The organism is Flavobacterium sp. FG68 (genome assembly GCF_057808895.1).
The window spans coordinates 17705-39120 of the sequence record NZ_JBMDIY010000004.1; the positions used below are offsets into that span (position 1 = coordinate 17705).

At 33.2% G+C, this 21416-nt stretch carries 23 protein-coding genes and 1 tRNA gene; 9 read left to right on the forward strand and 15 right to left on the reverse strand.

What is annotated here, in order from left to right:
- Positions 1-36: 36 nt before the first annotated feature.
- From ACODSB_RS03525 to ACODSB_RS03560, 8 genes are all read right to left on the reverse strand, one after another.
- Positions 37-867: a hypothetical protein gene (locus ACODSB_RS03525; protein WP_488936039.1), complete on the reverse strand. Its 831-nt coding sequence runs from the start codon at positions 865-867 to the stop codon at positions 37-39.
- Between the two features lie 97 nt (positions 868-964).
- Complete coding sequence (locus ACODSB_RS03530) at positions 965-1978, reverse strand: HAD family hydrolase (RefSeq protein ID WP_488936040.1); 1014 nt, start codon at positions 1976-1978, stop codon at positions 965-967.
- Positions 1979-2041: 63 nt separating this feature from the next.
- Complete coding sequence (locus tag ACODSB_RS03535; protein ID WP_488936041.1) at positions 2042-3709, reverse strand: arylsulfatase; 1668 nt, start codon at positions 3707-3709, stop codon at positions 2042-2044.
- 400 nt (positions 3710-4109) lie between these two features.
- Positions 4110-5543, reverse strand: coding sequence for a pyruvate kinase (gene pyk / locus ACODSB_RS03540; RefSeq protein ID WP_053472897.1), 1434 nt, complete (start codon positions 5541-5543; stop codon positions 4110-4112).
- A gap of 5 nt (positions 5544-5548) precedes the next feature.
- Entirely contained in the window at positions 5549-6037 is a 489-nt protein-coding gene (locus ACODSB_RS03545; protein ID WP_053472898.1) for an IPExxxVDY family protein, read from the reverse strand.
- A gap of 125 nt (positions 6038-6162) precedes the next feature.
- The gene (gene rnc, locus ACODSB_RS03550; RefSeq protein ID WP_053472899.1) at positions 6163-6903 is read right to left on the reverse strand and encodes a ribonuclease III; all 741 of its coding nucleotides are present in this window, start codon (positions 6901-6903) and stop codon (positions 6163-6165) included.
- Positions 6904-6912: 9 nt separating this feature from the next.
- Positions 6913-8166, reverse strand: coding sequence for a beta-ketoacyl-ACP synthase II (fabF, locus tag ACODSB_RS03555; RefSeq protein WP_053472900.1), 1254 nt, complete (start codon positions 8164-8166; stop codon positions 6913-6915).
- 242 nt (positions 8167-8408) lie between these two features.
- Positions 8409-8645 carry an acyl carrier protein gene (locus ACODSB_RS03560; RefSeq protein WP_007137004.1) on the reverse strand — a complete coding sequence of 79 codons (237 nt, stop codon included), beginning with the start codon at positions 8643-8645 and terminating at the stop codon, positions 8409-8411.
- Between the two features lie 175 nt (positions 8646-8820).
- Between ACODSB_RS03560 and purN the strand changes: the two genes are divergently transcribed.
- Together purN and rnhA are read left to right on the forward strand one after the other, a co-directional pair.
- Positions 8821-9399, forward strand: coding sequence for a phosphoribosylglycinamide formyltransferase (purN, locus tag ACODSB_RS03565; protein ID WP_053472901.1), 579 nt, complete (start codon positions 8821-8823; stop codon positions 9397-9399).
- A 151-nt stretch (positions 9400-9550) separates the two neighbouring features.
- A complete protein-coding gene (gene rnhA, locus ACODSB_RS03570; protein WP_053472902.1) occupies positions 9551-10030 on the forward strand; it encodes a ribonuclease HI in 480 nt (159 codons plus the stop codon).
- A gap of 70 nt (positions 10031-10100) precedes the next feature.
- On the opposite strand, the gene ACODSB_RS03575 is transcribed toward rnhA, so the two are convergent.
- On the reverse strand, positions 10101-10448 hold the full coding sequence (locus tag ACODSB_RS03575) for a DUF6249 domain-containing protein (RefSeq protein WP_180857093.1): 348 nt from the start codon (positions 10446-10448) through the stop codon (positions 10101-10103).
- A gap of 437 nt (positions 10449-10885) precedes the next feature.
- On the opposite strand from ACODSB_RS03575, the gene ACODSB_RS03580 reads away from it, so the two are divergent.
- The 3 genes from ACODSB_RS03580 to ACODSB_RS03590 are packed head-to-tail and all read left to right on the forward strand — an operon-like array spanning position 10886 to position 12047.
- Positions 10886-11473 carry an RNA polymerase sigma factor gene (locus ACODSB_RS03580; RefSeq protein WP_488936042.1) on the forward strand — a complete coding sequence of 196 codons (588 nt, stop codon included), beginning with the start codon at positions 10886-10888 and terminating at the stop codon, positions 11471-11473.
- Entirely contained in the window at positions 11457-11861 is a 405-nt protein-coding gene (locus ACODSB_RS03585) for a hypothetical protein (RefSeq protein ID WP_488936043.1), read from the forward strand. The genes ACODSB_RS03580 and ACODSB_RS03585 overlap by 17 nt, the downstream gene beginning before the upstream one ends.
- A gap of 12 nt (positions 11862-11873) precedes the next feature.
- Positions 11874-12047: a hypothetical protein gene (locus tag ACODSB_RS03590; RefSeq protein ID WP_256636586.1), complete on the forward strand. Its 174-nt coding sequence runs from the start codon at positions 11874-11876 to the stop codon at positions 12045-12047.
- A gap of 263 nt (positions 12048-12310) precedes the next feature.
- On the opposite strand, the gene ACODSB_RS03595 is transcribed toward ACODSB_RS03590, so the two are convergent.
- Positions 12311-12589, reverse strand: a complete 279-nt coding sequence (locus tag ACODSB_RS03595; RefSeq protein ID WP_256636585.1) for a hypothetical protein — start codon at positions 12587-12589, stop codon at positions 12311-12313.
- Between the two features lie 245 nt (positions 12590-12834).
- On the opposite strand from ACODSB_RS03595, the gene ACODSB_RS03600 reads away from it, so the two are divergent.
- The 3 genes from ACODSB_RS03600 to ACODSB_RS03610 all read left to right on the forward strand — a co-directional run bounded on the left by ACODSB_RS03600 (position 12835) and on the right by ACODSB_RS03610 (position 16473).
- Complete coding sequence (locus ACODSB_RS03600) at positions 12835-13758, forward strand: PfkB family carbohydrate kinase (RefSeq protein ID WP_053472906.1); 924 nt, start codon at positions 12835-12837, stop codon at positions 13756-13758.
- A gap of 82 nt (positions 13759-13840) precedes the next feature.
- The gene (locus tag ACODSB_RS03605; protein ID WP_053473031.1) at positions 13841-15739 is read left to right on the forward strand and encodes an amidophosphoribosyltransferase; all 1899 of its coding nucleotides are present in this window, start codon (positions 13841-13843) and stop codon (positions 15737-15739) included.
- 428 nt (positions 15740-16167) lie between these two features.
- Positions 16168-16473 (forward strand): hypothetical protein, encoded by a 306-nt coding sequence (locus tag ACODSB_RS03610; RefSeq protein ID WP_488936044.1) that lies wholly within the window; start codon positions 16168-16170, stop codon positions 16471-16473.
- Between the two features lie 64 nt (positions 16474-16537).
- Here ACODSB_RS03610 and ACODSB_RS03615 read toward each other — a convergent pair whose 3' ends face one another.
- The 4 genes from ACODSB_RS03615 to ACODSB_RS03630 all read right to left on the reverse strand — a co-directional run bounded on the left by ACODSB_RS03615 (position 16538) and on the right by ACODSB_RS03630 (position 19939).
- Positions 16538-17149: a superoxide dismutase gene (locus ACODSB_RS03615; RefSeq protein WP_053472908.1), complete on the reverse strand. Its 612-nt coding sequence runs from the start codon at positions 17147-17149 to the stop codon at positions 16538-16540.
- 139 nt (positions 17150-17288) lie between these two features.
- Positions 17289-17915, reverse strand: a complete 627-nt coding sequence (pth, locus tag ACODSB_RS03620) for an aminoacyl-tRNA hydrolase (RefSeq protein ID WP_053472909.1) — start codon at positions 17913-17915, stop codon at positions 17289-17291.
- Between the two features lie 348 nt (positions 17916-18263).
- Positions 18264-18875 carry a 50S ribosomal protein L25/general stress protein Ctc gene (locus ACODSB_RS03625; RefSeq protein WP_053472910.1) on the reverse strand — a complete coding sequence of 204 codons (612 nt, stop codon included), beginning with the start codon at positions 18873-18875 and terminating at the stop codon, positions 18264-18266.
- 122 nt (positions 18876-18997) lie between these two features.
- Positions 18998-19939: a ribose-phosphate pyrophosphokinase gene (locus tag ACODSB_RS03630; RefSeq protein ID WP_053472911.1), complete on the reverse strand. Its 942-nt coding sequence runs from the start codon at positions 19937-19939 to the stop codon at positions 18998-19000.
- A gap of 218 nt (positions 19940-20157) precedes the next feature.
- Between ACODSB_RS03630 and ACODSB_RS03635 the strand changes: the two genes are divergently transcribed.
- Positions 20158-20237 (forward strand) — tRNA-Leu (locus tag ACODSB_RS03635).
- Positions 20238-20301: 64 nt separating this feature from the next.
- On the opposite strand, the gene ACODSB_RS03640 is transcribed toward ACODSB_RS03635, so the two are convergent.
- Positions 20302-21402: an acyltransferase family protein gene (locus tag ACODSB_RS03640; protein ID WP_488936045.1), complete on the reverse strand. Its 1101-nt coding sequence runs from the start codon at positions 21400-21402 to the stop codon at positions 20302-20304.
- Positions 21403-21416: the final 14 nt, after the last annotated feature.

The window sequence follows — 21416 nt, forward strand, 5'->3', positions numbered from 1 at the left end:
TTGTTTTTTTAAGATGAAAGAAACTCCTAAACGATGTTATGAACCCGGAAAAACAAAGGCCAAAATAGCACGTAATCCCCAATCTGGTTTTGATTCAGAAGGACCTGTAATTGGAATTAAAGGCGAAATCGCAAACTGAACGACCTGATCGCCTAATTTTGTTACGGCACCAATAGATGGATTTAATGAGATTAGGGTTGTTTTTGCATCCCAGTTTTGAGTTATTTCGGCGTTTACACCTAAACTGGCACCGCTTTTATAACTGTGAGAAAGAAATATCTGGGTGTAAAACTGATTAAAATCGGCACGGTCTTCATTTCCGGCAACTGACCATATTTGATTGGCTATGAAACCTACTGAAAGTCCTTTTCCCTGATGCATTACTAATGCGCTTGGACCGACTCCAAATTTTTCTGTTCCTAATAATTCATCTGTTGCAGTTGGAATTAAAAATGCCGGACCTATACCTAAAATAAGGCCTTTTGTTTTTGGAGCAAAAAAAGCGGTAACCGTTGCATCGCTTAATCCAAATTGATGTGTATTGTTTCCTGTAATATCTCGTTGATCAACTACTGGCAATATATAACGGGTAATTAGATTTAGATTTTCTGTTAATTTAAACGGAATTACCGGCTGTATATTTATTGTATATTTTGATCCGTTAAAAGGGCCAATACCATAATTTAAATTGTTCTGCAAAGGCACACTAATTAAGCTTGCCACTGGATTTGCCAATTTATCTGCCAATTCCTGCGCACTTGCTCCGGCTTTTGGCGTGGCTTCCTGAGCGGAAATAACAAAAGAGAAAGTAAAAAACAGAGCGCTGAAAAATAATTTATGACTGATATAATAACTGATTCGTTTCATAACTGTTTTTTTAAGTTTTTTTAATCCATCTAAAAATCTCAATGAAACAACTTTTGATGTCAAAAGCTGCTTCATTTGAGATCCTAACTAATTCAAATTATTTATCTGCAAAAACTTTTTTCCAGTCGTCTTTTATACTTACTACATGCCACTTGTTTTTTGCGGCTGTGCTTAATGACAAATTATCTTTTTCCTGATAGCTGTATTCTCTAATTGAATCATTGTGATTGACCAATAATTGAAAGGATGGGTATTTGTTTCCCTGCGAATATTTGAGCATGGCAATATCTCCTGCTCCGCCTTCGTTTCCGCAGGCAAAAACCGGACGCTGGCCAATATGCAGCTGGATGCCAACCGGTTTTCCTACTTTATCATTAAAATGATCTAAAGCTGGTTCTCTTTGTACGGCATTCTTAGCATCGTCGTATTTGTATTTAAAAGAAGTTCCTACGACCTGATCTTTTGGAATTCCGTAAAAATCCTGAGATATTGCTCTTACCACTTCAATTGTACCGCCTGTTACGATATAGGTTTTAAATCCGTTGGCACGGAGATAATTCAGCAGTTCTAATTGAGGCTGATATCGTATTTGTTTTACCGGAATATTTTTGCCCGGATAACTAGCCGTTTTAAAAAAATCATTTACAGATTTTTCAAATTCGTCCTCTGTCATTCCGGTGTGGGTTGCAGCTACAAGTTCTATAAGGGCTTTATCGCCTCCTTTTTCAAAAAAGGTTTTGTTTTTCTCTACTACAGCTTTAAAAGGTTGTTTTTGTGCCAAAGCAGGATTGGCTCCAACCATTTTTTTTACCTGATAAAAAGCAAATAGTTCCTGAACATATGGTTTTTCAGCCCATAATGTTCCGTCGTTATCAAAAGTCGCGATTCTATCCTCTATCGGAATAAAATCGGGACTTCCTTTTTTGGTTACTTTTTCAACATAAGCAATAATAGCATCTTTTAAAGCACCTTTATTCCAGCTGGGAAGCAGATCTCCAACTATAACTGCTGAACTGTCTTTAGGATCAACAGTTGTAGCGTCTTCTGATTTATTTTTGCACGAAACCAGTAAAAATATAAGCAGAGACAATACATATATTTTCTTATACATGGTATTGATTTTTAAGTTAAGGAGCTTGAACTAGGGGATAATTCAAGCTCCGTTTACTATGTTTTATTTTTTCTTTTTAGATTCTGCTTCAGCTTCCTCTTTTAATTTAGGCATCACATTTTTTTCTATATATTTTTGTGCCTTAATATCTTTCATCGCTTCTTCCATAATAGTGTAAGCTGAGAAACTTGGCGGGATTGATCTTGGAGGATATTCCTTAAATGTTTCTGCAAATACAACTACATCTTGTATTGCCCCATACATTAACTGTACATGATCCAATTGATAATCCCAAAATGTGTTTGAAGTGATATCGGCTCTTTCAAAAGGGTCTTGGTACAAATTGAATATTTTTTGTAAACGCAGTTTGGTAAAAGGTTCTGCCCAAACTCCCATTGTACCTCCCAAACGCTGCTCAGCAAAAACATATTTATAATCGCCTTCTCTTAAACCAACTAAAAGACCATCGTCATCTGTATAAAAGAATTTATCTCTGGCACTTTTTGGTGATTTACCTCGTAAAAAGTTACTTTGGTCAAAACCGTCTAAGTGTACCTTATATGATTTTCCGTTTGCAGAATATCCTTTTAAAAGTTTGTTTGTTATATCAGGTTCTCCTGCTATTGATGCAAAAGTTGGAATCCAGTCATTGTGGCTCATTAATTCTGTAGTTACAGTTCCTGGTTTAATAACTCCTGGCCAGCGTACTATACATGGTACACGGAAAGCTCCTTCCCAGTTTGTATTTTTCTCAGAACGAAATGGTGTCATTGCTCCATCTGGCCATGTGTTCATGTGAGGGCCATTATCTGTTGAATAAACCACGATCGTATTGTCGGCAATTCCTAGATCATCTAAAGCTTTTAAAATACTTCCAATAGTTTCGTCGTGCTCAATCATACCATCAATATACTCACTGTCTCCATGTGTATATTTTCCTCTATGTTCTGCTCTAACGTGTGTACGAAGGTGCATACGTGTAGCATTGAACCAACAGAAAAATGGTTTGCCTGCTGCATTTTGTCTTTTGATAAAGTCAATAGCTGCTGCCGAAGTTTCGTCATCTACCGTTTCCATTCTTTTTTTAGTAAGTGGACCTGTATCTTCGATTCTTTGTTTTCCAACTTTTCCAAAGCGAGGATCTACAGTACCGTCATCTGCGCTTGTGGCGGTACATTTTAATACACCTCTTGGTCCAAATCTTTTTAGATATTCCGGATCTTTAGGATAATCCGGCAATTCTGGTTCTTCTTCAGCATTTAAATGATACAGATTTCCAAAGAATTCATCGAAACCGTTTACGGTTGGTAAATTTTCATTACGATCTCCTACGTGATTTTTACCAAACTGACCTGTTACATATCCTAAACTTTTCATTATTCCTCCAATAGAAGGATCTAACTGGCTCATACCCATTGGTGCTCCCGGGAAACCAACCTTTGTAAGTCCGGTTCTAAGACCATGCTGTCCCGTTAAAAAAGCAGCACGCCCAGCAGTACAGCTTTGTTCTCCATAATAATGCAGGAAACGTAATCCTTCATTAGCTAAACGATCAATATTGGGTGTGGTATATCCCATAATTCCATCACTATAGGCACTAATATTGGTTGTTCCAATATCATCGCCCCACAATACTAAAATGTTGACTTTTTTCTGAGCTTTCACCTGAACAATCGTGAAGCATATGAATGCAAAAAGCATTATGGCATTTCTAAATTTACTTTGTTTCATGGCAATAAGATTTGTTAATAATTCGTTTGTATAATGGTTTTTATCTAAAAATCGAACTATAATTTTCTACAAAAATGAAGTAGAAAAAGTAACCTGTATGTAAAGCAATTTCTTAGAACATTTAGCTGTTGCCTTTGAGGGAATTTGCAGCAACTGTTTTTTTAACGTTTTGTTAAGTATCTCAAAATTAAGTAATAAAAACACGAATAATCCTATTTTTAAGGCTTTACGTTGTTGCAAATTATAACTTGCAACATGAAAATGGTTTTATTTTGCTCCATGATGTTGCAAATTATAACTTGAAACGTCAGGATTTATAAACTGAAGAATATATAAAACAAAAAAAATCCACCCGAATGGGTGGATTTGATTTTAAAATATCGTGATCTTAAAAAGAAAACTATTCTATTTCAGAAACTCTCATGGTATTAACCATTCCTTTTTCTTTAATTGGCATTGCAGCAAGATTAATTAAATAATCTCCTTTTGATGCATAGCCTTTTTCAACTGCAATTTTATTTACATCGGTTACAGTATCATCTGTACTTTCTTCATTATCATAGAAGAATGATTTAACTCCCCATAATAAATTCAATTGTGTTAAGATTCTTTTGTTTGAAGTAAATACTAAAATATGTGCTGAAGATGGTCTCCAAGCCGAAATTTGGAAAGCTGTATAACCGCTGTTTGTCAATGTACAAATTGCTTTAGCTTCAATTTCGTTTGCTAATAAGGCTGCCTGGTGACAAACTGTTTTAGTAACAAAACGTTTTGTTTTAATTTGTGGAGTGTTTTGTGGAACCTGAATTAGTGGAGAATTCTCAACAGCCTCACAAATTTGTGTCATTCTTTGAATAACTTGTACCGGATAATTTCCAGTTGCAGTTTCTCCAGACAACATTACAGCATCTGCACCATCCATTACTGAGTTAGCAACGTCGTTTACTTCTGCTCTTGTTGGCGTTAAACTTGTAATCATTGTTTCCATCATTTGGGTTGCAACGATAACAGGAATTCTAGCTGTTTTTGCTCTGCGAATCAAATCTTTTTGTACTAATGGTACTTCGTGAGCAGGAAGTTCAACTCCAAGATCTCCACGAGCAACCATTAAACCATCGCAATATGCTACAATTTTATCCATGTTCTCAAGAGCTTCCGGCATTTCAATTTTAGCAATAATTGGAATTTTATATTCTGAATGCTTAGCGATTAATTCTTGTAAATCTTGTAAATCGCGAGGAGTTTTCACGAATGAAAGTGCGATCCAGTCTACTTTTTGTTCAATTGCAAAAATGGCATCTGCAATATCTTTTTCAGTTAAAGCCGGTAAAGAAATTTTAGTGTTTGGAAGATTAACTCCTTTTTTAGATTTTAATTCTCCACCCTGAATTACTTTAGCAACAACTTCTGTTTTTTTATCTGTTGAAACAATTTCGAAAATCAGTTTACCATCATCAAGCAAAATACGTTCTCCAACATTTACATCATTTGGGAAATTTTGATATTTCATGAATGCTTTTTTTGCATTTCCGATAATATCTTCTGCTGTAGTGAAAGTAATTTCGTCACCATCATGTACAACCGTTCCTTCTTCCATTACACCAACTCTAAGTTTTGGTCCCTGCAAATCTCCTAAGATCGCTGTAGTATAACCAAACTCTTCGTTCAGGCCTCTAATAATGTTAATTTTTTCTTTTACTCCTTCGTAGTCTGCATGCGAAAAATTGATTCTAAACACATTCACCCCTGCGTCGATCATATCCTTGATAATCTCTCTCGTACCACATGCAGGGCCTAATGTAGCTACAATTTTGGTTTTCTTGTTTGTTAACATTTTTTTTAAAAAATTAGATTGTTTTTTGATTTTATTTTATTGGTATCCACAGCATAAATTGCCGCAATACTTTCTATTGAATTTAGTTGTTGCTGAATTTCTGAAAAATCGACAGCTTCCTCACTGTTATCGATTTTCAGGAAAAAATCTACTTTTTTGAATTCAGGAAGTAAATGAATTGTTGTAGAAACCTCACTTGTCTCATTAGAAAACAAATTCTGGAAATCATTTGTACTCACAGAAATGATCTCATTTTTATTCTGAATCAAATTCCACGATACAGCTTTCTCAGAATCATAATAATAAAATCTCGAAAAATTTGCCTCACCTTCTTTAGTCTGAGCATGGATCTCGTTTTTGCTCTTACTTAAGTTAATCGGAAGGTTCTTATTGATAAAATAGGCCAGTCTATAATCTTCTAATGAAGTATGAATTGCCATTAAATAATAATCAATTTCGTCAAATTCGTCTAAATCCAATCTATGAATAGCCATGTCATGAAAAATCAAGTTGTAAATATACTATTTCTAACGGAGCATCAATAGTTATAAGCAGCTTGTTTTTGTTAATTTATAAACGAAAACGATTTAGCGTTAAGAAAATTACATCAAAATTGTAATTATTTCTTATCTATTTTTTCCTGAAATGCAAAATAGGCTCTTTGTGAAGCTTTCTCTTCTGCTTTCTTTTTTGAGGTTGCCCGCGCTCGTGCGATCACCTTATCGTCTATACTTAATTTGACACCAAACAAGCGTTGTCCGTCAATACCGTTATCTTCGAAAATGTCGTAATGAAAGATCCTCTTTTCTTTCTGACACCATTCGATAACTAAGCTTTTATAACTAATTACTTTTCCTTCAAGTCTTGCAATATCGACATAAGGCGTAATTACTCTTTTTTGGATAAATCTTTCGCAATACGAATAACCTTTATCCAAATAAATAGCACCAATAAGCGATTCGAAAATATTACCATGAATATTTTCTCCAAAATGCTGAACAGGTACTTTACTTTCTACAAAACGCACTAAATTCAAATCTTTGCCAAGTTCATTTAAATGTTCGCGGCTAACGATTTTTGAGCGCATTTTTGTTAGATATCCTTCGTCTCCATTTGGCGCCTTATTAAACAAATGCGCAGCAATTACAGCACTTAGCATCGCATCTCCTAAAAATTCTAAACGCTCGTAATTTATAGGATGCCCTGCTTCATCTAATTTATTTGACGATCTATGGGTAAAAGCTTTTTTGTAAAATTCAATATTTACAGGCTGAAAACCAAGAATTTTCTGAATAGTGTCAAAAAAAATCCCGTCTTCTAGAGAACGGGATTTAGAAAATATTTTTTTGATAATATTCATATACGAAAATTAGTCAGCGATTTTTTTAAATAACACACAAGCATTGTGTCCGCCAAAACCAAATGTGTTACTCATAGCAACATTCACTTCTCTTTTTTGAGGTTGGTTTAAGGTAAGGTTTAATGCAGGATCGATATTCTCATCAACTACTGTATGATTAATCGTAGGAGGAACAATACCGTGTTTCATTGCTAAGATAGAAGCAATAGCTTCGATAGCTCCGGCAGCACCAAGTAAATGTCCTGTCATTGATTTTGTTGAGTTGATATTGATGTTTTTTGCATGATCACCAAAAACGGCACTAATAGCTTTCAATTCTGCAACGTCTCCAAGTGGAGTAGAAGTTCCGTGAGTATTGATATGATCAACATCTTCAGGGTTCATTCCAGCATCTCTCAGCGTATTTTTCATTACTGCAATAACTCCAATTCCTTCCGGATGTGGTGCTGTTAAATGGTAAGCATCAGATGACATTCCGCCTCCTCCAATTTCACAGTAAATTTTTGCACCTCTTGCTTTTGCATGTTCGTAATCTTCAAGAACTAAAGCTCCTGCTCCTTCTCCTAAAACAAAACCATCTCTGGTTGCGTCAAAAGGTCTTGAAGCTGTTTCCGGACTTTCGTTTCTTGTTGATAAAGCATGCATAGAGTTAAAACCTCCCATACCGGCAATGGTAATTGCAGCTTCAGAACCACCAGATACAATAATATCACACATTCCTAAACGAATGTAGTTGAAAGCATCAATTAATGCATTTGCAGAAGATGCACATGCAGAAACTGTAGTATAATTTGGTCCCATATAGCCGTTACGCATAGAAATATGCGCTGGAGCGATATCGGCAATCATTTTTGGAATAAAAAACGGATTGAACTTTGGGGTTCCATCACCTTTTGCATAATAAATTACTTCTTCCTGGAATGTTTCTAAACCTCCAATTCCTGCTCCCCAGATAACACCAACTCTAGTTTTGTCGACATTATCATCTGTAAGTCCGGCATCTTTAATAGCTTCATCACTGGCAGCAACTGCATATTGAGCAAATTTATCTAATCTTCGAGATTCCTTGCGATCCATGTAATCTTCAATATTGAAGTTTTTCACTTCGCAGGCAAATTTCGTTTTATGCTTCTCTGTATCATAATATGTGATAGGAGCGGCTCCGCTTACCCCATTCACAAGTGCATTCCAATAATCCTGGATATTATTCCCGATAGGAGTAAGTGCACCTAATCCTGTTACCACAACTCGCCTTAATGTCATAAATTATGTATTTTGTGTCTTTAAACAAATAAAACCCACGCTTTCTTAACAGTTTTGTTACTTAAGAGCCATGGGTATTACAATATAAATATATCTTTTTGATTGAAAATCAATCGAAATTTAAATTTAAAAAAATAATAACACCCGATTTCTAGAAATTCCAATTTTTTTAAAAAACAAATTCCAATTTTGGAATTTGGACATTCAAACTTTGGAATTTTTAAAATTCGGGTGTGGTATTATTATTTTTTAGCTTCCTCGATATAAGAAATAGCTTGACCTACAGTAGCAATGTTTTCTGCTTGATCGTCTGGAATTTGAATATCAAATTCTTTTTCGAATTCCATAATAAGCTCAACAGTGTCTAATGAGTCAGCTCCCAAATCATTAGTGAAGCTTGCTTCTGTTACAACTTCGTTTTCGTCAACACCTAATTTGTCTACGATAATCGCTTTTACTCTTGATGCAATGTCTGACATAATCTTTAATTTTAGAATTTAATTTGTTGGCAAAAATAAAAAACTTTATTTTAAAACAACTATTTAGTTTATAAATGTGACACTAATTTATAAAATTAATTTCAAGAAAGGTCTTTTAAAGCTATTTATTTTCGATTTTTATTCCGTTTTTTGCATTCTCAAAATAAATTCTATTATGAAAAAAATTATCGTTTTTGCCTCAGGATCAGGAACTAACGCAGAAAACATTATAAAATATTTTTCGAACATTGAAATTGCAAAGGTCGTTTCGGTTTTTACAAATAATGCTTCGGCAAAAGTTATTGAAAGAGCAAAAAATCATCAAATTCCAGTCGAAATTTTCGAAAAAAACGAACTTTTAGAGAGAAACGTATTACAAAAAATACAAAAAATCGACCCGGATTTGATAGTTCTTGCTGGTTTTTTGTTGAAATTTCCTGAAAACATAATTGAGCAGTATCCAAACAAAATAATCAACATTCATCCTGCACTTTTACCTAAATATGGAGGCAAAGGAATGTACGGAATGCATATACACAGGGCGATAGTTAATAATAAGGAAAAAGAAACCGGAATCTCTATTCATTATGTAAACGAAAATTATGATGAAGGCGGGATCATATTTCAGCAAAATGTTGTTTTAACTGATGAAGATACTCCTGAAACGGTGGCTGAAAAGATTCATGAATTAGAACAAAAACATTTTCCTGAGATTATTCATAGAATACTTGAAGATTCAGATTCTAAAATTTAAACCATATTAAGTTATATAAGATAATTTAAGGCTGGCGTTTAAAACTAGATAAGAAATACTAAAAATTAGAATGAACTTTTAATAACCTAAGAAATATAAGACAATATTTTAAATGGACTTATATAACTTATATGGTTAACAAAAAAATAAAATGACCCAACACGAAGTACATATATATACAGATGGCGCTGCAAAAGGAAATCCGGGAAATGGCGGCTATGGCGTGGTCATGGAATTAGTGGGAACTCCGCATAAAAAAGAATTTTACGAAGGTTTTCGTCTTACTACTAATAACAGAATGGAACTTCTGGCTGTAATTGTTGGTTTAGAAAAATTGAAAAAGCCAAATATGAAAGTCCTTGTAATTTCTGATTCTAAATATGTAGTGGATTCTGTTGAAAAAAAATGGGTTTTAGGCTGGGAGAAAAAGAAATTTGCCGGTAGAAAAAATCCCGATTTATGGAAACGCTTTTTAATTATTTATCGTAAACATCAAGTAGATTTTAAATGGATAAAAGGTCACAATAATCATCCACAAAACGAACGCTGCGACGAACTTGCTGTTATGGCATCAGCACAGCCAAAGCTTTCTGTAGATGTTTATTACGAAACTATTGGATCTAAAGAATAACAAAAACGCGTTTAAAACAATTGCTTTAAACGCGTTTTTAATTACTAACTTAAAATCTTTACAAACTCTGCTACTCTTTATCCAAATCTTTTGCTGTTTTAAATCCAGTCAAAAGTCCAATTCCTGCCATTATAAAAATAATTGAAGGATAAACCGCTCCGTCATTTAGTGAAGTGTAAGTTGTAATCAATAAAGCAAGAAAAATTCCAACGCCACTTCCTATTAATAAAAATGCCAGATTTACAACAAGTATTTTCCAAGGCGAGACTCCATTTTTTTTTGCTTGTAAAAAGATACTAGCATCAACACCTTTTTCTATAAGTGCTAAACGCTCTCTGTTTCTTGTTGAGTAAACTAAATAAACGATCCCGAAGATCATTGCAAAAAAGCTAAGTGGTACTAAAATTTCTGGTCCCATAATTTTATGTTTTTTTAATTGATTGATACTCCATATGACGAGGCTTTTTAAATTGAGGTTACAAGAAAATTAAAAAAAATTAAAATTTTTTAATTCCAAATTCCAAAACCTACTGATTATCAGTTAATTTTGAGATTTAGTAACAAATACGAGTCGTAATTATCATTTCGACGAAGGAGAAATCTCCGCGAGAAGCTCGTCAAAGATTAGACTCTCGTTGCGGAGTTTACTTGGAGATTTCTCCTTCGTCGAAATGACAAGAATACGTGAACAAATTTTGAATATAAGTTTTTGACAAAGTTCTATACTTATATATATAACCAAATTGGAATTTGGAATTTATTGGATTTTCCATTTAGAATTTGTTCTTTCAAAAAAAATAGAATTTATTTTAATTTTCTTGTAACCTAATTAAACAAACTGTCGTCCTATATAATATGAGTACAATAAGTGATCAACATTATATCGATAAAGTTCTGCAGGGCGAGACAAATGCGTTTGCCGTTCTGGTGGATCGTTATAAGGATATGATTTTTACTTTGGCACTCAAAATGGTTAAAAATCGAGAAGAAGCAGAAGAAGTTTCACAAGACACGTTTATTAAAATTTATAGTTCATTGAATAAATTTAAAGGTGAATCTAAATTTTCGACCTGGATTTATAAAATTGCTTATAATACTTGTCTGGACAGATTAAAGAAAAGTAAAAAAGATGATTTTAATATTTCGATAGATGATTTTTCATCTCATTTAATAAAAACAATGGATACTGCTTTAAGCGCTTTAGAAGACAAAGAACGAAAGCAAACCATTCAAAAATGTTTAAATTTGTTACCAAGTGATGAAAATTTCCTTTTAACTTTATTTTATTTTGATGATCAAAATTTAGAAGAAATTGGAAAAATCATGAATATATCCGCAAATAATGCGAAAGTAAAATTATTTAGAAGCCGACAAAAATTAGCCGTAATTTTGAGACAGCAGTTAGAACCTGAAATAATAGAATGTTATGAAAGAGAGCGATAAAAATATAGAGCAGCTTATTGAAAAAATGATGGCCGAAGAAAAACTGCAGTCGCCATCAATAGATTTTACCTCAAAGATAATGGCAAAAGTCGAATTATTAGAAGAGAAAAAAATCAAAGTATACAAACCTTTAATTTCTAAACCGGTTTGGATTTTTATCGGATTGGCTGTAGCAGCATTAGTGATTTATATTTCTCTTTTTTCAGTTTCAGAAAACAATTTGAAAATCGACGAAATTGGAAAATTATATTCTGACAAAATTTCAACAGCATTTTCAGGAATTCATTTTTCGAAAAATATTTTGTACGCCTTTTTGATTGTTCCTTTTATGATTTTAGTTCAGGTTGGTCTTTTGAAAAATTATTTTGATAAGAAGTATCAGTTGTAGATTATTTAAAAAATGAAAATAGAAAAAACAGAAAATAATTTATCTAAGGAAGATTTTTCAAATTGGATAAAAAAAGCTGAAAAATCTCCAGTGATTTCTTTAGAAGAGTTTAATGAAAAATGGGAAGAAAAAATATTACAAATAAAAAAACTTCATTTAAAAGAATCTTCTCTTTTACTTAAATAATCAATTGCTCGATAACAATCGGAGCTTATATCATATTTGTTTATATAAAGAAAGTAGGCTATAGTTGAGTGCTCCCCTTCTTTTATGACCGCTCGATTAAGAACTAATCTTTTTGATGCTGTTTCTTTTGAATACTTTTTTAAAAATTTATCAAATCCTAAATTTAAATATTCATTTTCTATTTTTGAATTCAATTTAAACCTTTGAGGATAATTCGGTTTTCCAAACAATCTTTCATCCAAGACAAGCTTTTCATTTAAAACTTAATTTAAAAAATCCTTGAAAGATTTAAATTTTTCAGAATAATACTCATTATAAAAGAAAAACAATTCATTACTATTTATTAAAACAATTTCATTGCTTTTAATGCGAAAATATAAATCTGTAAATGACGTTGGCGGAGGTGGCAATCTTACAACTCCTTCTTTTATTTCTCCCCGATCAGCTAAAATTTCTATCATTTCTTCAGAAAAATTAGGATCTTTTCTTTCACAGGAAATCAAAAGACAAAACAATATTAATAAGTTTATTATTTTCTTCATAAATGAGTTTTGATGTTTGAACAAATCTAGCAAAAATCTTTACTGCTTTTTTTCAAAATAAAACTTGCAATTTAAATCCGGAAAACATATTTTAAGCACTCGGAAAAACTAAATATAATTCATTCATTTACAATAGAATTAGACCCGAAATCGTTATTGTTTTTTTAAGAAAATTTTGAGAACCTAAACCGTTGCAAGATTGTAACTTATAGAGTATCTTTGCACCCTAATTCGAAATTCATAAAATGAATAAATTATTGATTGTTGGAACGGTTGCTTTCGACGCAATTGAAACTCCTTTCGGAAAAACAGATAAAATTTTAGGTGGTGCTGCAACGTACATTGGTTTATCAGCTTCATTTTTCAACTTGCAATCGGCCATAGTTTCTGTAGTTGGCGATGATTTTCCTCAAGAACATTTAGACTTATTAACTTCAAAAAATATTGATATCTCTGGTATCGAAATTGTAAAAGGCGGTAAAACGTTTTTTTGGAGCGGTTTATACCACAATGATTTAAATTCTAGAGATACATTAGTAACTGAGTTGAACGTTTTAGCTGATTTTCAGCCAAAAGTTCCTCAAAACTACAAAGATGCTGATGTTGTAATGTTAGGAAATTTACATCCGTTAGTACAAAGCAGCGTTTTAGATCAATTAGAGAAAAAACCAAAATTAGTTGTTTTAGATACAATGAACTTTTGGATGGACTGTGCTCTTCCGGAATTATTAGACGTTATTAAACGTGTAGATGTTATTACAATCAATGACGAAGAAGCAAGACAACTTTCTGGTGAATATTCATTAGTAAAAGCAGCAGCTAAAATCCAGGATATGGGACCAAAATATGTTGTGATCAAAAAAGGAGAACACGGCGCACTTTTATTCCACAACAGAGAAGTATTTTTTGCACCAGCTTTACCGCTTGAAGATGTTTTTGACCCAACCGGAGCCGGAGACACGTTTGCAGGAGGATTTTCTGGATTCATTGCACAAAGCGAAAACATTTCGTTTAACAATTTGAAAAATGCAATTATTTACGGTTCAAATTTAGCTTCGTTCTGCGTAGAGAAATTTGGAACTGAAAGGATGGAAACATTAAGCAAAGCAGAAGTAGCGATTCGATTACAGCAATTTAAGTCGTTAACTCAGTTTGACATAGAAATATAATGCCCAAAAGCCTCGATAACACGGGGCTTTTTTTTATTACGTTAATACACACAACTTACAACAACACAAAATACAAGAAACAATGAGCGACGCTTTAAAACACGAATGTGGTATAGCCTTAGTTAGACTTCTTAAACCGCTTGAATATTATAAAGAAAAATACGGAACTGCTTTTTACGGAATTCAGAAAATGTATTTGATGATGGAAAAACAGCACAACCGTGGACAAGACGGAGCTGGTTTTGCAAGCATCAAACTTGATGTTGAGCCTGGACAACGCTACATCAGCAGAGTTCGTTCAAACCATTCGCAGCCAATACAAGATGTTTTTAAACAAATCAATGAGAGAATCAGTGAGGAATTAAAAGCACAGCCTGAAATTGGTGATGATGTTCAAAAAATAAAATCTGAAATTCCATATGTTGGCGAATTGTTTTTAGGACACGTTCGTTACGGAACTTTCGGAAAAAACAGCATCGAAAGTGTTCATCCATTTTTACGTCAAAGTAACTGGATGCACCGTAACTTGATTTTGGCAGGAAACTTTAATATGACGAATGTTAAAGAACTTTTCGAAAACTTAGTTGAACTTGGACAGCACCCAAAAGAAATGGCAGATACTGTTACAGTAATGGAAAAAATTGGTCACTTCTTAGACAAAGAAGTTATGCAATTGTACCAAGACTGTAAAGCCGAAGGTTACTCAAAAAGAGAAGCTTCGCCAGTAATTGCTGAGCGTTTGGATATTGCAAAAATATTAGCACGTTCTGCTAAAAACTTAGATGGTGGTTATGCAATGGCCGGTTTATTAGGTCATGGTGACGCTTTTGTTTTTAGAGATCCAGCGGGAATTCGTCCAGCTTACTTTTATCAGGATGATGAAGTAGTTGTTGTAGCTTCTGAAAGACCTGTTATTCAAACTGTATTTAATGTACCTTTTGAAAGTGTTCAGGAAATCGATCCGGGTCACGCTTTGATTATCAAGAAAAACGGAAAAGTTTCTATGAATCAAATCTTAGAACCAACGGTTAAGAAAGCTTGTTCGTTTGAAAGAATTTATTTTTCAAGAGGAAGTGATGCTGAAATTTATCAGGAACGTAAAAATTTAGGTAAATTAATTTTACCTGCTGTTCTTAACGCAATTGACAGCGATACAGATAATACGGTTTTCTCTTATATTCCAAATACAGCCGAAACTTCATTTTATGGTTTAGTTGAAGCTGCTCAGGATTTCTTAAATCAGAGAAAAAACAATTATATTCTGGAAAACAGAAATACGCTTACTGCAGAAACGCTTCAGGAGCTTTTAGCTGTAAAAATACGTACAGAAAAAGTAGCCATTAAAGATGCTAAACTTAGAACCTTTATCACTGAAGACAGCAGTCGTGACGATTTAGTGGCTCACGTTTACGATGTTACTTATGGTGTAATTAAACCAGAAGACAATTTGGTTATTATTGACGATAGTATTGTTCGTGGTACTACATTGAAAATGAGTATCATTAAAATGATGGATCGTTTAAAACCAAAACGTATTGTTATTGTTTCATCGGCACCACAAATTCGTTATCCTGACTGTTACGGAATCGATATGGCGAAACTTGAAGGACTTGTTGCCTTTAGAGCTGCTTTAACGTTATTGAAAGAAAGAAACTTATATCATATTGTTGACGAAGTTTATGCTAAATGTAAAGCACAGGAAAATTTCGCAGACACAGATGTTGTCAATTATGTAACTGCAATTTACGATCAATTTACACCAGAAGAAATTTCAGATAAAATTGCCGAGATGTTAAGTTCTCCGGAAATTAATGCCGAGGTAAAAATTATTTTCCAAAAAGTAGAAGACTTACATATTGCATGTCCTAAAAACTTAGGAGACTGGTACTTTACAGGTGATTATCCTACCCCAGGAGGAAACCGCGTTGTAAATCGAGCATTTATGAATTTCTACGAAGGAAAAGACGCCAGAGCGTATTAAAAAAGTATTAATAAAAGGTTAATTTGTGCATTTCATCGGTTTTTTTTGCCGTTTATCCTGTTTGTTTGGTAAAAATGAAAAGCTACAATACTTTTGGGAAACCATAACATTAGTAGGTTAAGTTTATGGTAGATTTGGGGCAAAAAGGGTGGAAGAGATTCCACCTTTTTTATTGGAATAAACTCAAGTATTTCTCCTTTAACATATTATAGTCATTTCATCGGATATATTTACCTTTCATCCGAAAAATTTTCTTAATAAAAATAACTGTCATACATTTATAAAACCATAACATTAGTAGGTTAAGTTTATGGTAGATTTGGGGCAAAAAAGGTGGAAGAGATTCCGCCTTTTTTATTACAATAAAATCAAAGTTTTTCGGTTTATAAAATTATTAATATCACACTTCAATTATTTAAACCAATCATATGCAATTTCTTAAAAAGTTTTTTATTCTTATTATCCTAAGTTTTTCTTTTATCAGTTGTTCCGGAACAAAATCTACTACTGCAAATACAACTAAAGATGGCAGTTCTATTAAAAATGCCATCAAAGTAAAAAGTGTTTCAGAAGAATATCAAATTGTGAGACAGCTGTGCCCTAATTGCAAAATGAACGGACAGGCTCTACTGAGTGAAGGAAATAAACATTACGATTTATTAAGTTTAACTAACGAAAAAGGAGAAGAGGTTAAATATTATTTTGACATCAACAGTTTCTTCGGAAAATGGTAAAATAAAAAAAGACGGATAACTTTTTAGTCATCCGTCTTTTCTCTTTATTCTTTGCTCTATCTTCTTATTTGTCTAAAGCATATCTTCTAGCAACTTCTGTCCAGTTAATTACACTAAAGAAAGCTTCAATATAATCTGGTCTTCTGTTTTGGTAGTTTAAATAGTAAGCATGTTCCCAAACGTCCATTCCTAAGATTGGAGTTCCACCATTACCAGCAACTTCCGGCATTAATGGATTATCTTGATTTGGAGTACCTACAACTTCTAATTTTCCTCCTTTAAGTACTGTTAACCAAGCCCATCCTGAACCAAACTGAGTTGCTCCGGCTTTAGCGAATTTTGCTTTAAATTCTTCAAAAGTTCCAAAAGAATCTTCGATAGCAGCTAATAAATCTCCTGTTGGTAATCCTCCTCCGTTTGGAGACATTACTGTCCAAAACAAGTTGTGGTTGTAAAAACCTCCACCATTGTTACGAACTGCAGCGTTTGATTTATCTAAGTTAATTAAGATATTTTCGATTGTTTTTCCCTCTAAATCTGTTCCTGCGATAGCAGCGTTAAGATTTGTAGTGTATGCATTGTGGTGCTTTGTATGGTGGATCTCCATTGTACGCGCATCAATATGTGGTTCTAATGCATCATATGCATAAGGTAATTGTGGTAATTCAAAAGCCATGATATAAGGATTTTTATGGTTTATAATAATTTATCCCAAATTTAGACATTTAACTTTGGAATTGAAAATACTATTTCGTTATAATTCAATTTAATTAATTGATAAATTGATTTTTTTTAATATAAATAACTGAAAATCTTTATTTTCCATTAAACGTTGTCATGGTATTTTCTAATCCTGCCGTTCCAAAAGATCTAATAATTTCGGCTGAAGTTTCTAAACGTTCCGGTAATTTCGAATTTTCATCATCATTCCATTCTCCCAAAACATAATCTATCTGCTGTCCTTTTTTAAATTGATCGCTGATTCCAAATCTAAAACGGGTATATTGCTGTGTATTCAAAACGAGATTAATGTTTTTTAATCCGTTATGGCCTCCATCGCTTCCTTTTGGTTTGATTCTGATTGTTCCGAAAGACAGGTTTAAATCGTCTGTGATTACCAGAATATTTTCCAGCGGAATATTCTCTTTATCCATCCAGTATTTTACTGCTTTTCCACTAAGGTTCATGTAAGTGTTTGGTTTAAGCAGAAGAAATGTTCTTCCTTTAAACTTGTATTCGGCTAAAGATCCTAGTTTTACGGTTTCAAATGACAGGCTTTCTTTTCTGGCTAAAAAGTCCAATACTTTAAATCCAATATTGTGTCTTGTGTTGACATATTCGGCTCCAATATTTCCTAAACCAACGATTAAATATTTCTTCATATTATCTATGTTCTCTTCTTTTTGTGTTGATGAAAACAGTTTTGTTATCCATTTTATCATGTTTGCAAAAGTAAGATTAATTAGAGAATGTGCCAATTGGTTAATTAGATAATTATTTTTTAACTGTAAATATTCTTTAAGGATGGCACAGGGATGATGCGGATGAAACAGGTTTTACACTGGTTTTTTATTTGTATGTATAATATTGTCATCCTGAGCGATCCCGAAGCCTCGGGAGAAGGACCATAAGGTGTTCGATAATCTAAATTACAATACTTTGTGTGGGCTTCGACTTCGCTCAGCCTGACAGCAGAAAAACTTAGAACCTTAGAATCTCAGCAACTTAGAACCTTTAAAAAAAAAGCCCCAATCGTAAGATTGAGGCTTTTTGTATTGAGTTGAAAAAAATTATTTTTTCTTTCCTTTTGCAGGAGCTTTTGCAGCTTTTGCAGCTTCTTGAGCAGCTTTCATAGCAGCACGAGAAATTCTTACTTGAGCAACAACTGTGTTGTCTGGGTGCATGATTTTGTATTCTGGAGCACCAACTTTAGTAACGTATAATTTGTTACCCATTTCAAGTGGAGTAATATCAGCTTCAACAAAATCAGGAAGATTTTTAGGTAAAGCTTTTACTTTTAATTTACGAGTGTTTAAACGTAAAACACCTCCAGCAAGAACACCTTTAGATGTACCAACAATTTTCACAGGAACTTCCATTGTGATTTCTTTGTCATCAAATAATTGGAAGAAGTCAATGTGTAAAATTTTGTCAGATACTGGGTGAACCTGAATGTCTTGCAAAATTGCATTGAATGATTTTCCTTTTCCAAGTTCGATCACAACTGTGTGAGCGTTTGGAGTGTAAACCAAGTTTTTGAATGCCGCAGCGTCCGCTGAGAAATGTACTGCCTGATTTCCTCCGTATAACACGCAAGGAACCGCTCCAGCATTACGTAAGGCTTTAGTTGACACTTTGCCCACGCTTTCTCTTTCTGATCCTTTAATTGTAATCGATTTCATTGTAAAAAAATATAGTTATTAATAAATATTCTTAATTTGCTTTAAGCTTTAGGCCATAGGCTTTTAGGCTTTTTAAAATGAGAAACAAAAGCTTACGGCTTAAAGCCTTCAGCCTACTGCTTTTACATTATAAATTTTCCACTAATGGAATTGTTGTGGTGCACCATGTGCATAACTTCTGCAAAAAGAGGTGCACAACTCACTACTCTAATTTTATTTGACTCTTTCTTTAACGGGATTGAATCTGTTACGATTAATTCTGTTAATTTCGAATTTTCAATTTTCTCATACGCACCGCCTGATAAAATAGCGTGTGTACAAATTGCTCTTACGCTTAGCGCTCCTTTTTCGATCATTAAGTCGGCAGCTTTTGCTAAAGTTCCTCCTGTATCGATCATGTCGTCTACTAAGATTACGTTACGACCTTTTACTTCACCAATCAATTCCATAGTGTCGATAACGTTGGCTGCTTTTCTTTGTTTATAACAGATTACTACATCTGATTCTAAAAACTTAGAGTAAGCATAAGCTCTTTTTGATCCTCCCATGTCTGGAGATGCAATAGTCAAATTTTCTAAATTTAAACTCTGTACATAAGGCAAAAAGATTGTAGATGCAAATAAATGATCTACCGGTTTTTCAAAGAATCCCTGAATTTGATCTGCATGCAAATCCATTGTCATGATTCTTGTTGCTCCTGCAGCGGTTAATAGATTTGCTACTAACTTCGCTCCAATCGGCACTCTTGGTTTGTCTTTTCTATCCTGTCTTGCCCAACCAAAATAAGGCATAACAGCTGTAATATGTCTTGCTGATGCACGTTTTGCCGCATCAATCATTAATAACAATTCCATCAAATTATCTGCAGATGGGAAAGTTGAACACACAATAAAAACACGTAATCCTCTGATTGACTCTTCGTAAGACGGTTGAAATTCTCCGTCACTATACGTTGACATCGTTACTTTTCCTAACGGAATCCCGTATTGTTCTGCAATTTTTTCTGCAAGATAAACACTTTGTGAACAAGCAAAAATTTTAGCTTCTGGTTCTAGGTGCGACATTATAATTTGTTGTTTTGTAGTTAGTTGTGTGTGCGTCGTTTTAGCGAGGTGCAAATTTATAAAATTTATTGGACACTGAAAGGAAATATTTAAGTATTTTTAGTAGATGATTTAATTTTATTTTTTACATTTGCACCGTGTTAAAGGAATGGGCACATTTTTGATCTCATTCTATTGCGTTAAAATAACTGATTTATCATTATTTTTTCGTCTGCTAAGCCCGGATGGCGGAATTGGTAGACGCGCTGGTCTCAAACACCTGTGGGAAACCGTGCCGGTTCGACTCCGGCTCCGGGTACAAAAAACCTCTTCTTAACGGAAGAGGTTTTTTTAGTTTTATAAACTTTTCAAATTAAAAATATCTACTTTTTTACCTTCTTATCCCGGAGTTTCATAAATGGAACTTCAATATATTTATACATTAAAATCGCAAAAACAATTGATAAAATCCAAAATAAAGAAAACTTGTACCAATAATGTATTTGCAATGGAGTTAAAAGTATTAATGAGACAATCGTTAAATTTAAAAGATACAGTGAATAGGATATCAAACTTCCCTTAACGATAATATTATTGATAAGTTTATTTTTAACTGGATTTAAATAATAAACAAAAGGCATCATCAATAAAATAGAAAGAGGTAAAACTATAAAGTATACAACTTTCATATAAAAGCCCGTAAAAGTTAGTACTTCAAAAGATATTAAAAATTTATTTATAAAAAATAGTATCAGTCCCAAAACAAATGTTTTCTCTTTATATTTAAAGAACAATTGATTTTTATATTGATAAAACCACGCTCCTAAAACTCCTATGATCAAACTATCAAGTCTTGTAATTACTGCACATCGCAAGTTATAATCCCATTCTTCAATACTAATAATTGATCTGTGTAGAGAAATGTAATATCGAAAACACAACGAACTTATTATTACAAGAAAAGCAACCAGAATTACGATTAACCTGATATTTTTTCTAAAAAGCAAAGAGAAAAACATTGTCGATACTGGCAAAGCAAGATAAAACCATTCTTCGATAGATAAACTCCATGATTCCGGGAAAAATGCTCCATGTCTATAGGTCAGATTTTGAATGAAAAAGATGGTTTTAATTATTTCTTTTTTATCAAATGTTAATTCTAAAAAAAGACTTAGCAAAACAATTAATAGTATTGTAAAAAAATAAGCTGGAAGTGTTCGCAGCCATCTTCTTTTCCAGAATTTGAGTATTTCAACAATATTAATTTGATTCTCAAACTGCTTAATAAAAATTCTTCCAATTAAAAATCCGCTTAATACAAAGAAAACAAGAACCCCGTCAAAGATTAAATGATGAATAACATTAAATTTTTCTGGTAAAAATGCTATGGAATGACTGGCCAGCACTGTAAAAATTGCTATAAAACGCAATAAATCCAATCCGAAGTTTCTATCCGTGTTTGAATCTATTTTAAAAATCTCCAAAAATTTATTTAAAG

Bases quoted from the DNA above. Each gene is read 5' to 3' on its own strand.
- ACODSB_RS03525 (WP_488936039.1), bottom strand. From the start codon at position 867: ATGAAACGAATCAGTTATTATATCAGTCATAAATTATTTTTCAGCGCT.
- ACODSB_RS03530 (WP_488936040.1), bottom strand. From the start codon at position 1,978: ATGTATAAGAAAATATATGTATTGTCTCTGCTTATATTTTTACTGGTT.
- ACODSB_RS03535 (WP_488936041.1), bottom strand. From the start codon at position 3,709: ATGAAACAAAGTAAATTTAGAAATGCCATAATGCTTTTTGCATTCATA.
- pyk (WP_053472897.1), bottom strand. From the start codon at position 5,543: ATGTTAACAAACAAGAAAACCAAAATTGTAGCTACATTAGGCCCTGCA.
- ACODSB_RS03545 (WP_053472898.1), bottom strand. From the start codon at position 6,037: ATGGCTATTCATAGATTGGATTTAGACGAATTTGACGAAATTGATTAT.
- rnc (WP_053472899.1), bottom strand. From the start codon at position 6,903: ATGAATATTATCAAAAAAATATTTTCTAAATCCCGTTCTCTAGAAGAC.
- fabF (WP_053472900.1), bottom strand. From the start codon at position 8,166: ATGACATTAAGGCGAGTTGTGGTAACAGGATTAGGTGCACTTACTCCT.
- ACODSB_RS03560 (WP_007137004.1), bottom strand. From the start codon at position 8,645: ATGTCAGACATTGCATCAAGAGTAAAAGCGATTATCGTAGACAAATTA.
- purN (WP_053472901.1), top strand. From the start codon at position 8,821: ATGAAAAAAATTATCGTTTTTGCCTCAGGATCAGGAACTAACGCAGAA.
- rnhA (WP_053472902.1), top strand. From the start codon at position 9,551: ATGACCCAACACGAAGTACATATATATACAGATGGCGCTGCAAAAGGA.
- ACODSB_RS03575 (WP_180857093.1), bottom strand. From the start codon at position 10,448: ATGGGACCAGAAATTTTAGTACCACTTAGCTTTTTTGCAATGATCTTC.
- ACODSB_RS03580 (WP_488936042.1), top strand. From the start codon at position 10,886: ATGAGTACAATAAGTGATCAACATTATATCGATAAAGTTCTGCAGGGC.
- ACODSB_RS03585 (WP_488936043.1), top strand. From the start codon at position 11,457: ATGAAAGAGAGCGATAAAAATATAGAGCAGCTTATTGAAAAAATGATG.
- ACODSB_RS03590 (WP_256636586.1), top strand. From the start codon at position 11,874: ATGAAAATAGAAAAAACAGAAAATAATTTATCTAAGGAAGATTTTTCA.
- ACODSB_RS03595 (WP_256636585.1), bottom strand. From the start codon at position 12,589: ATGAAGAAAATAATAAACTTATTAATATTGTTTTGTCTTTTGATTTCC.
- ACODSB_RS03600 (WP_053472906.1), top strand. From the start codon at position 12,835: ATGAATAAATTATTGATTGTTGGAACGGTTGCTTTCGACGCAATTGAA.
- ACODSB_RS03605 (WP_053473031.1), top strand. From the start codon at position 13,841: ATGAGCGACGCTTTAAAACACGAATGTGGTATAGCCTTAGTTAGACTT.
- ACODSB_RS03610 (WP_488936044.1), top strand. From the start codon at position 16,168: ATGCAATTTCTTAAAAAGTTTTTTATTCTTATTATCCTAAGTTTTTCT.
- ACODSB_RS03615 (WP_053472908.1), bottom strand. From the start codon at position 17,149: ATGGCTTTTGAATTACCACAATTACCTTATGCATATGATGCATTAGAA.
- pth (WP_053472909.1), bottom strand. From the start codon at position 17,915: ATGATAAAATGGATAACAAAACTGTTTTCATCAACACAAAAAGAAGAG.
- ACODSB_RS03625 (WP_053472910.1), bottom strand. From the start codon at position 18,875: ATGAAATCGATTACAATTAAAGGATCAGAAAGAGAAAGCGTGGGCAAA.
- ACODSB_RS03630 (WP_053472911.1), bottom strand. From the start codon at position 19,939: ATGTCGCACCTAGAACCAGAAGCTAAAATTTTTGCTTGTTCACAAAGT.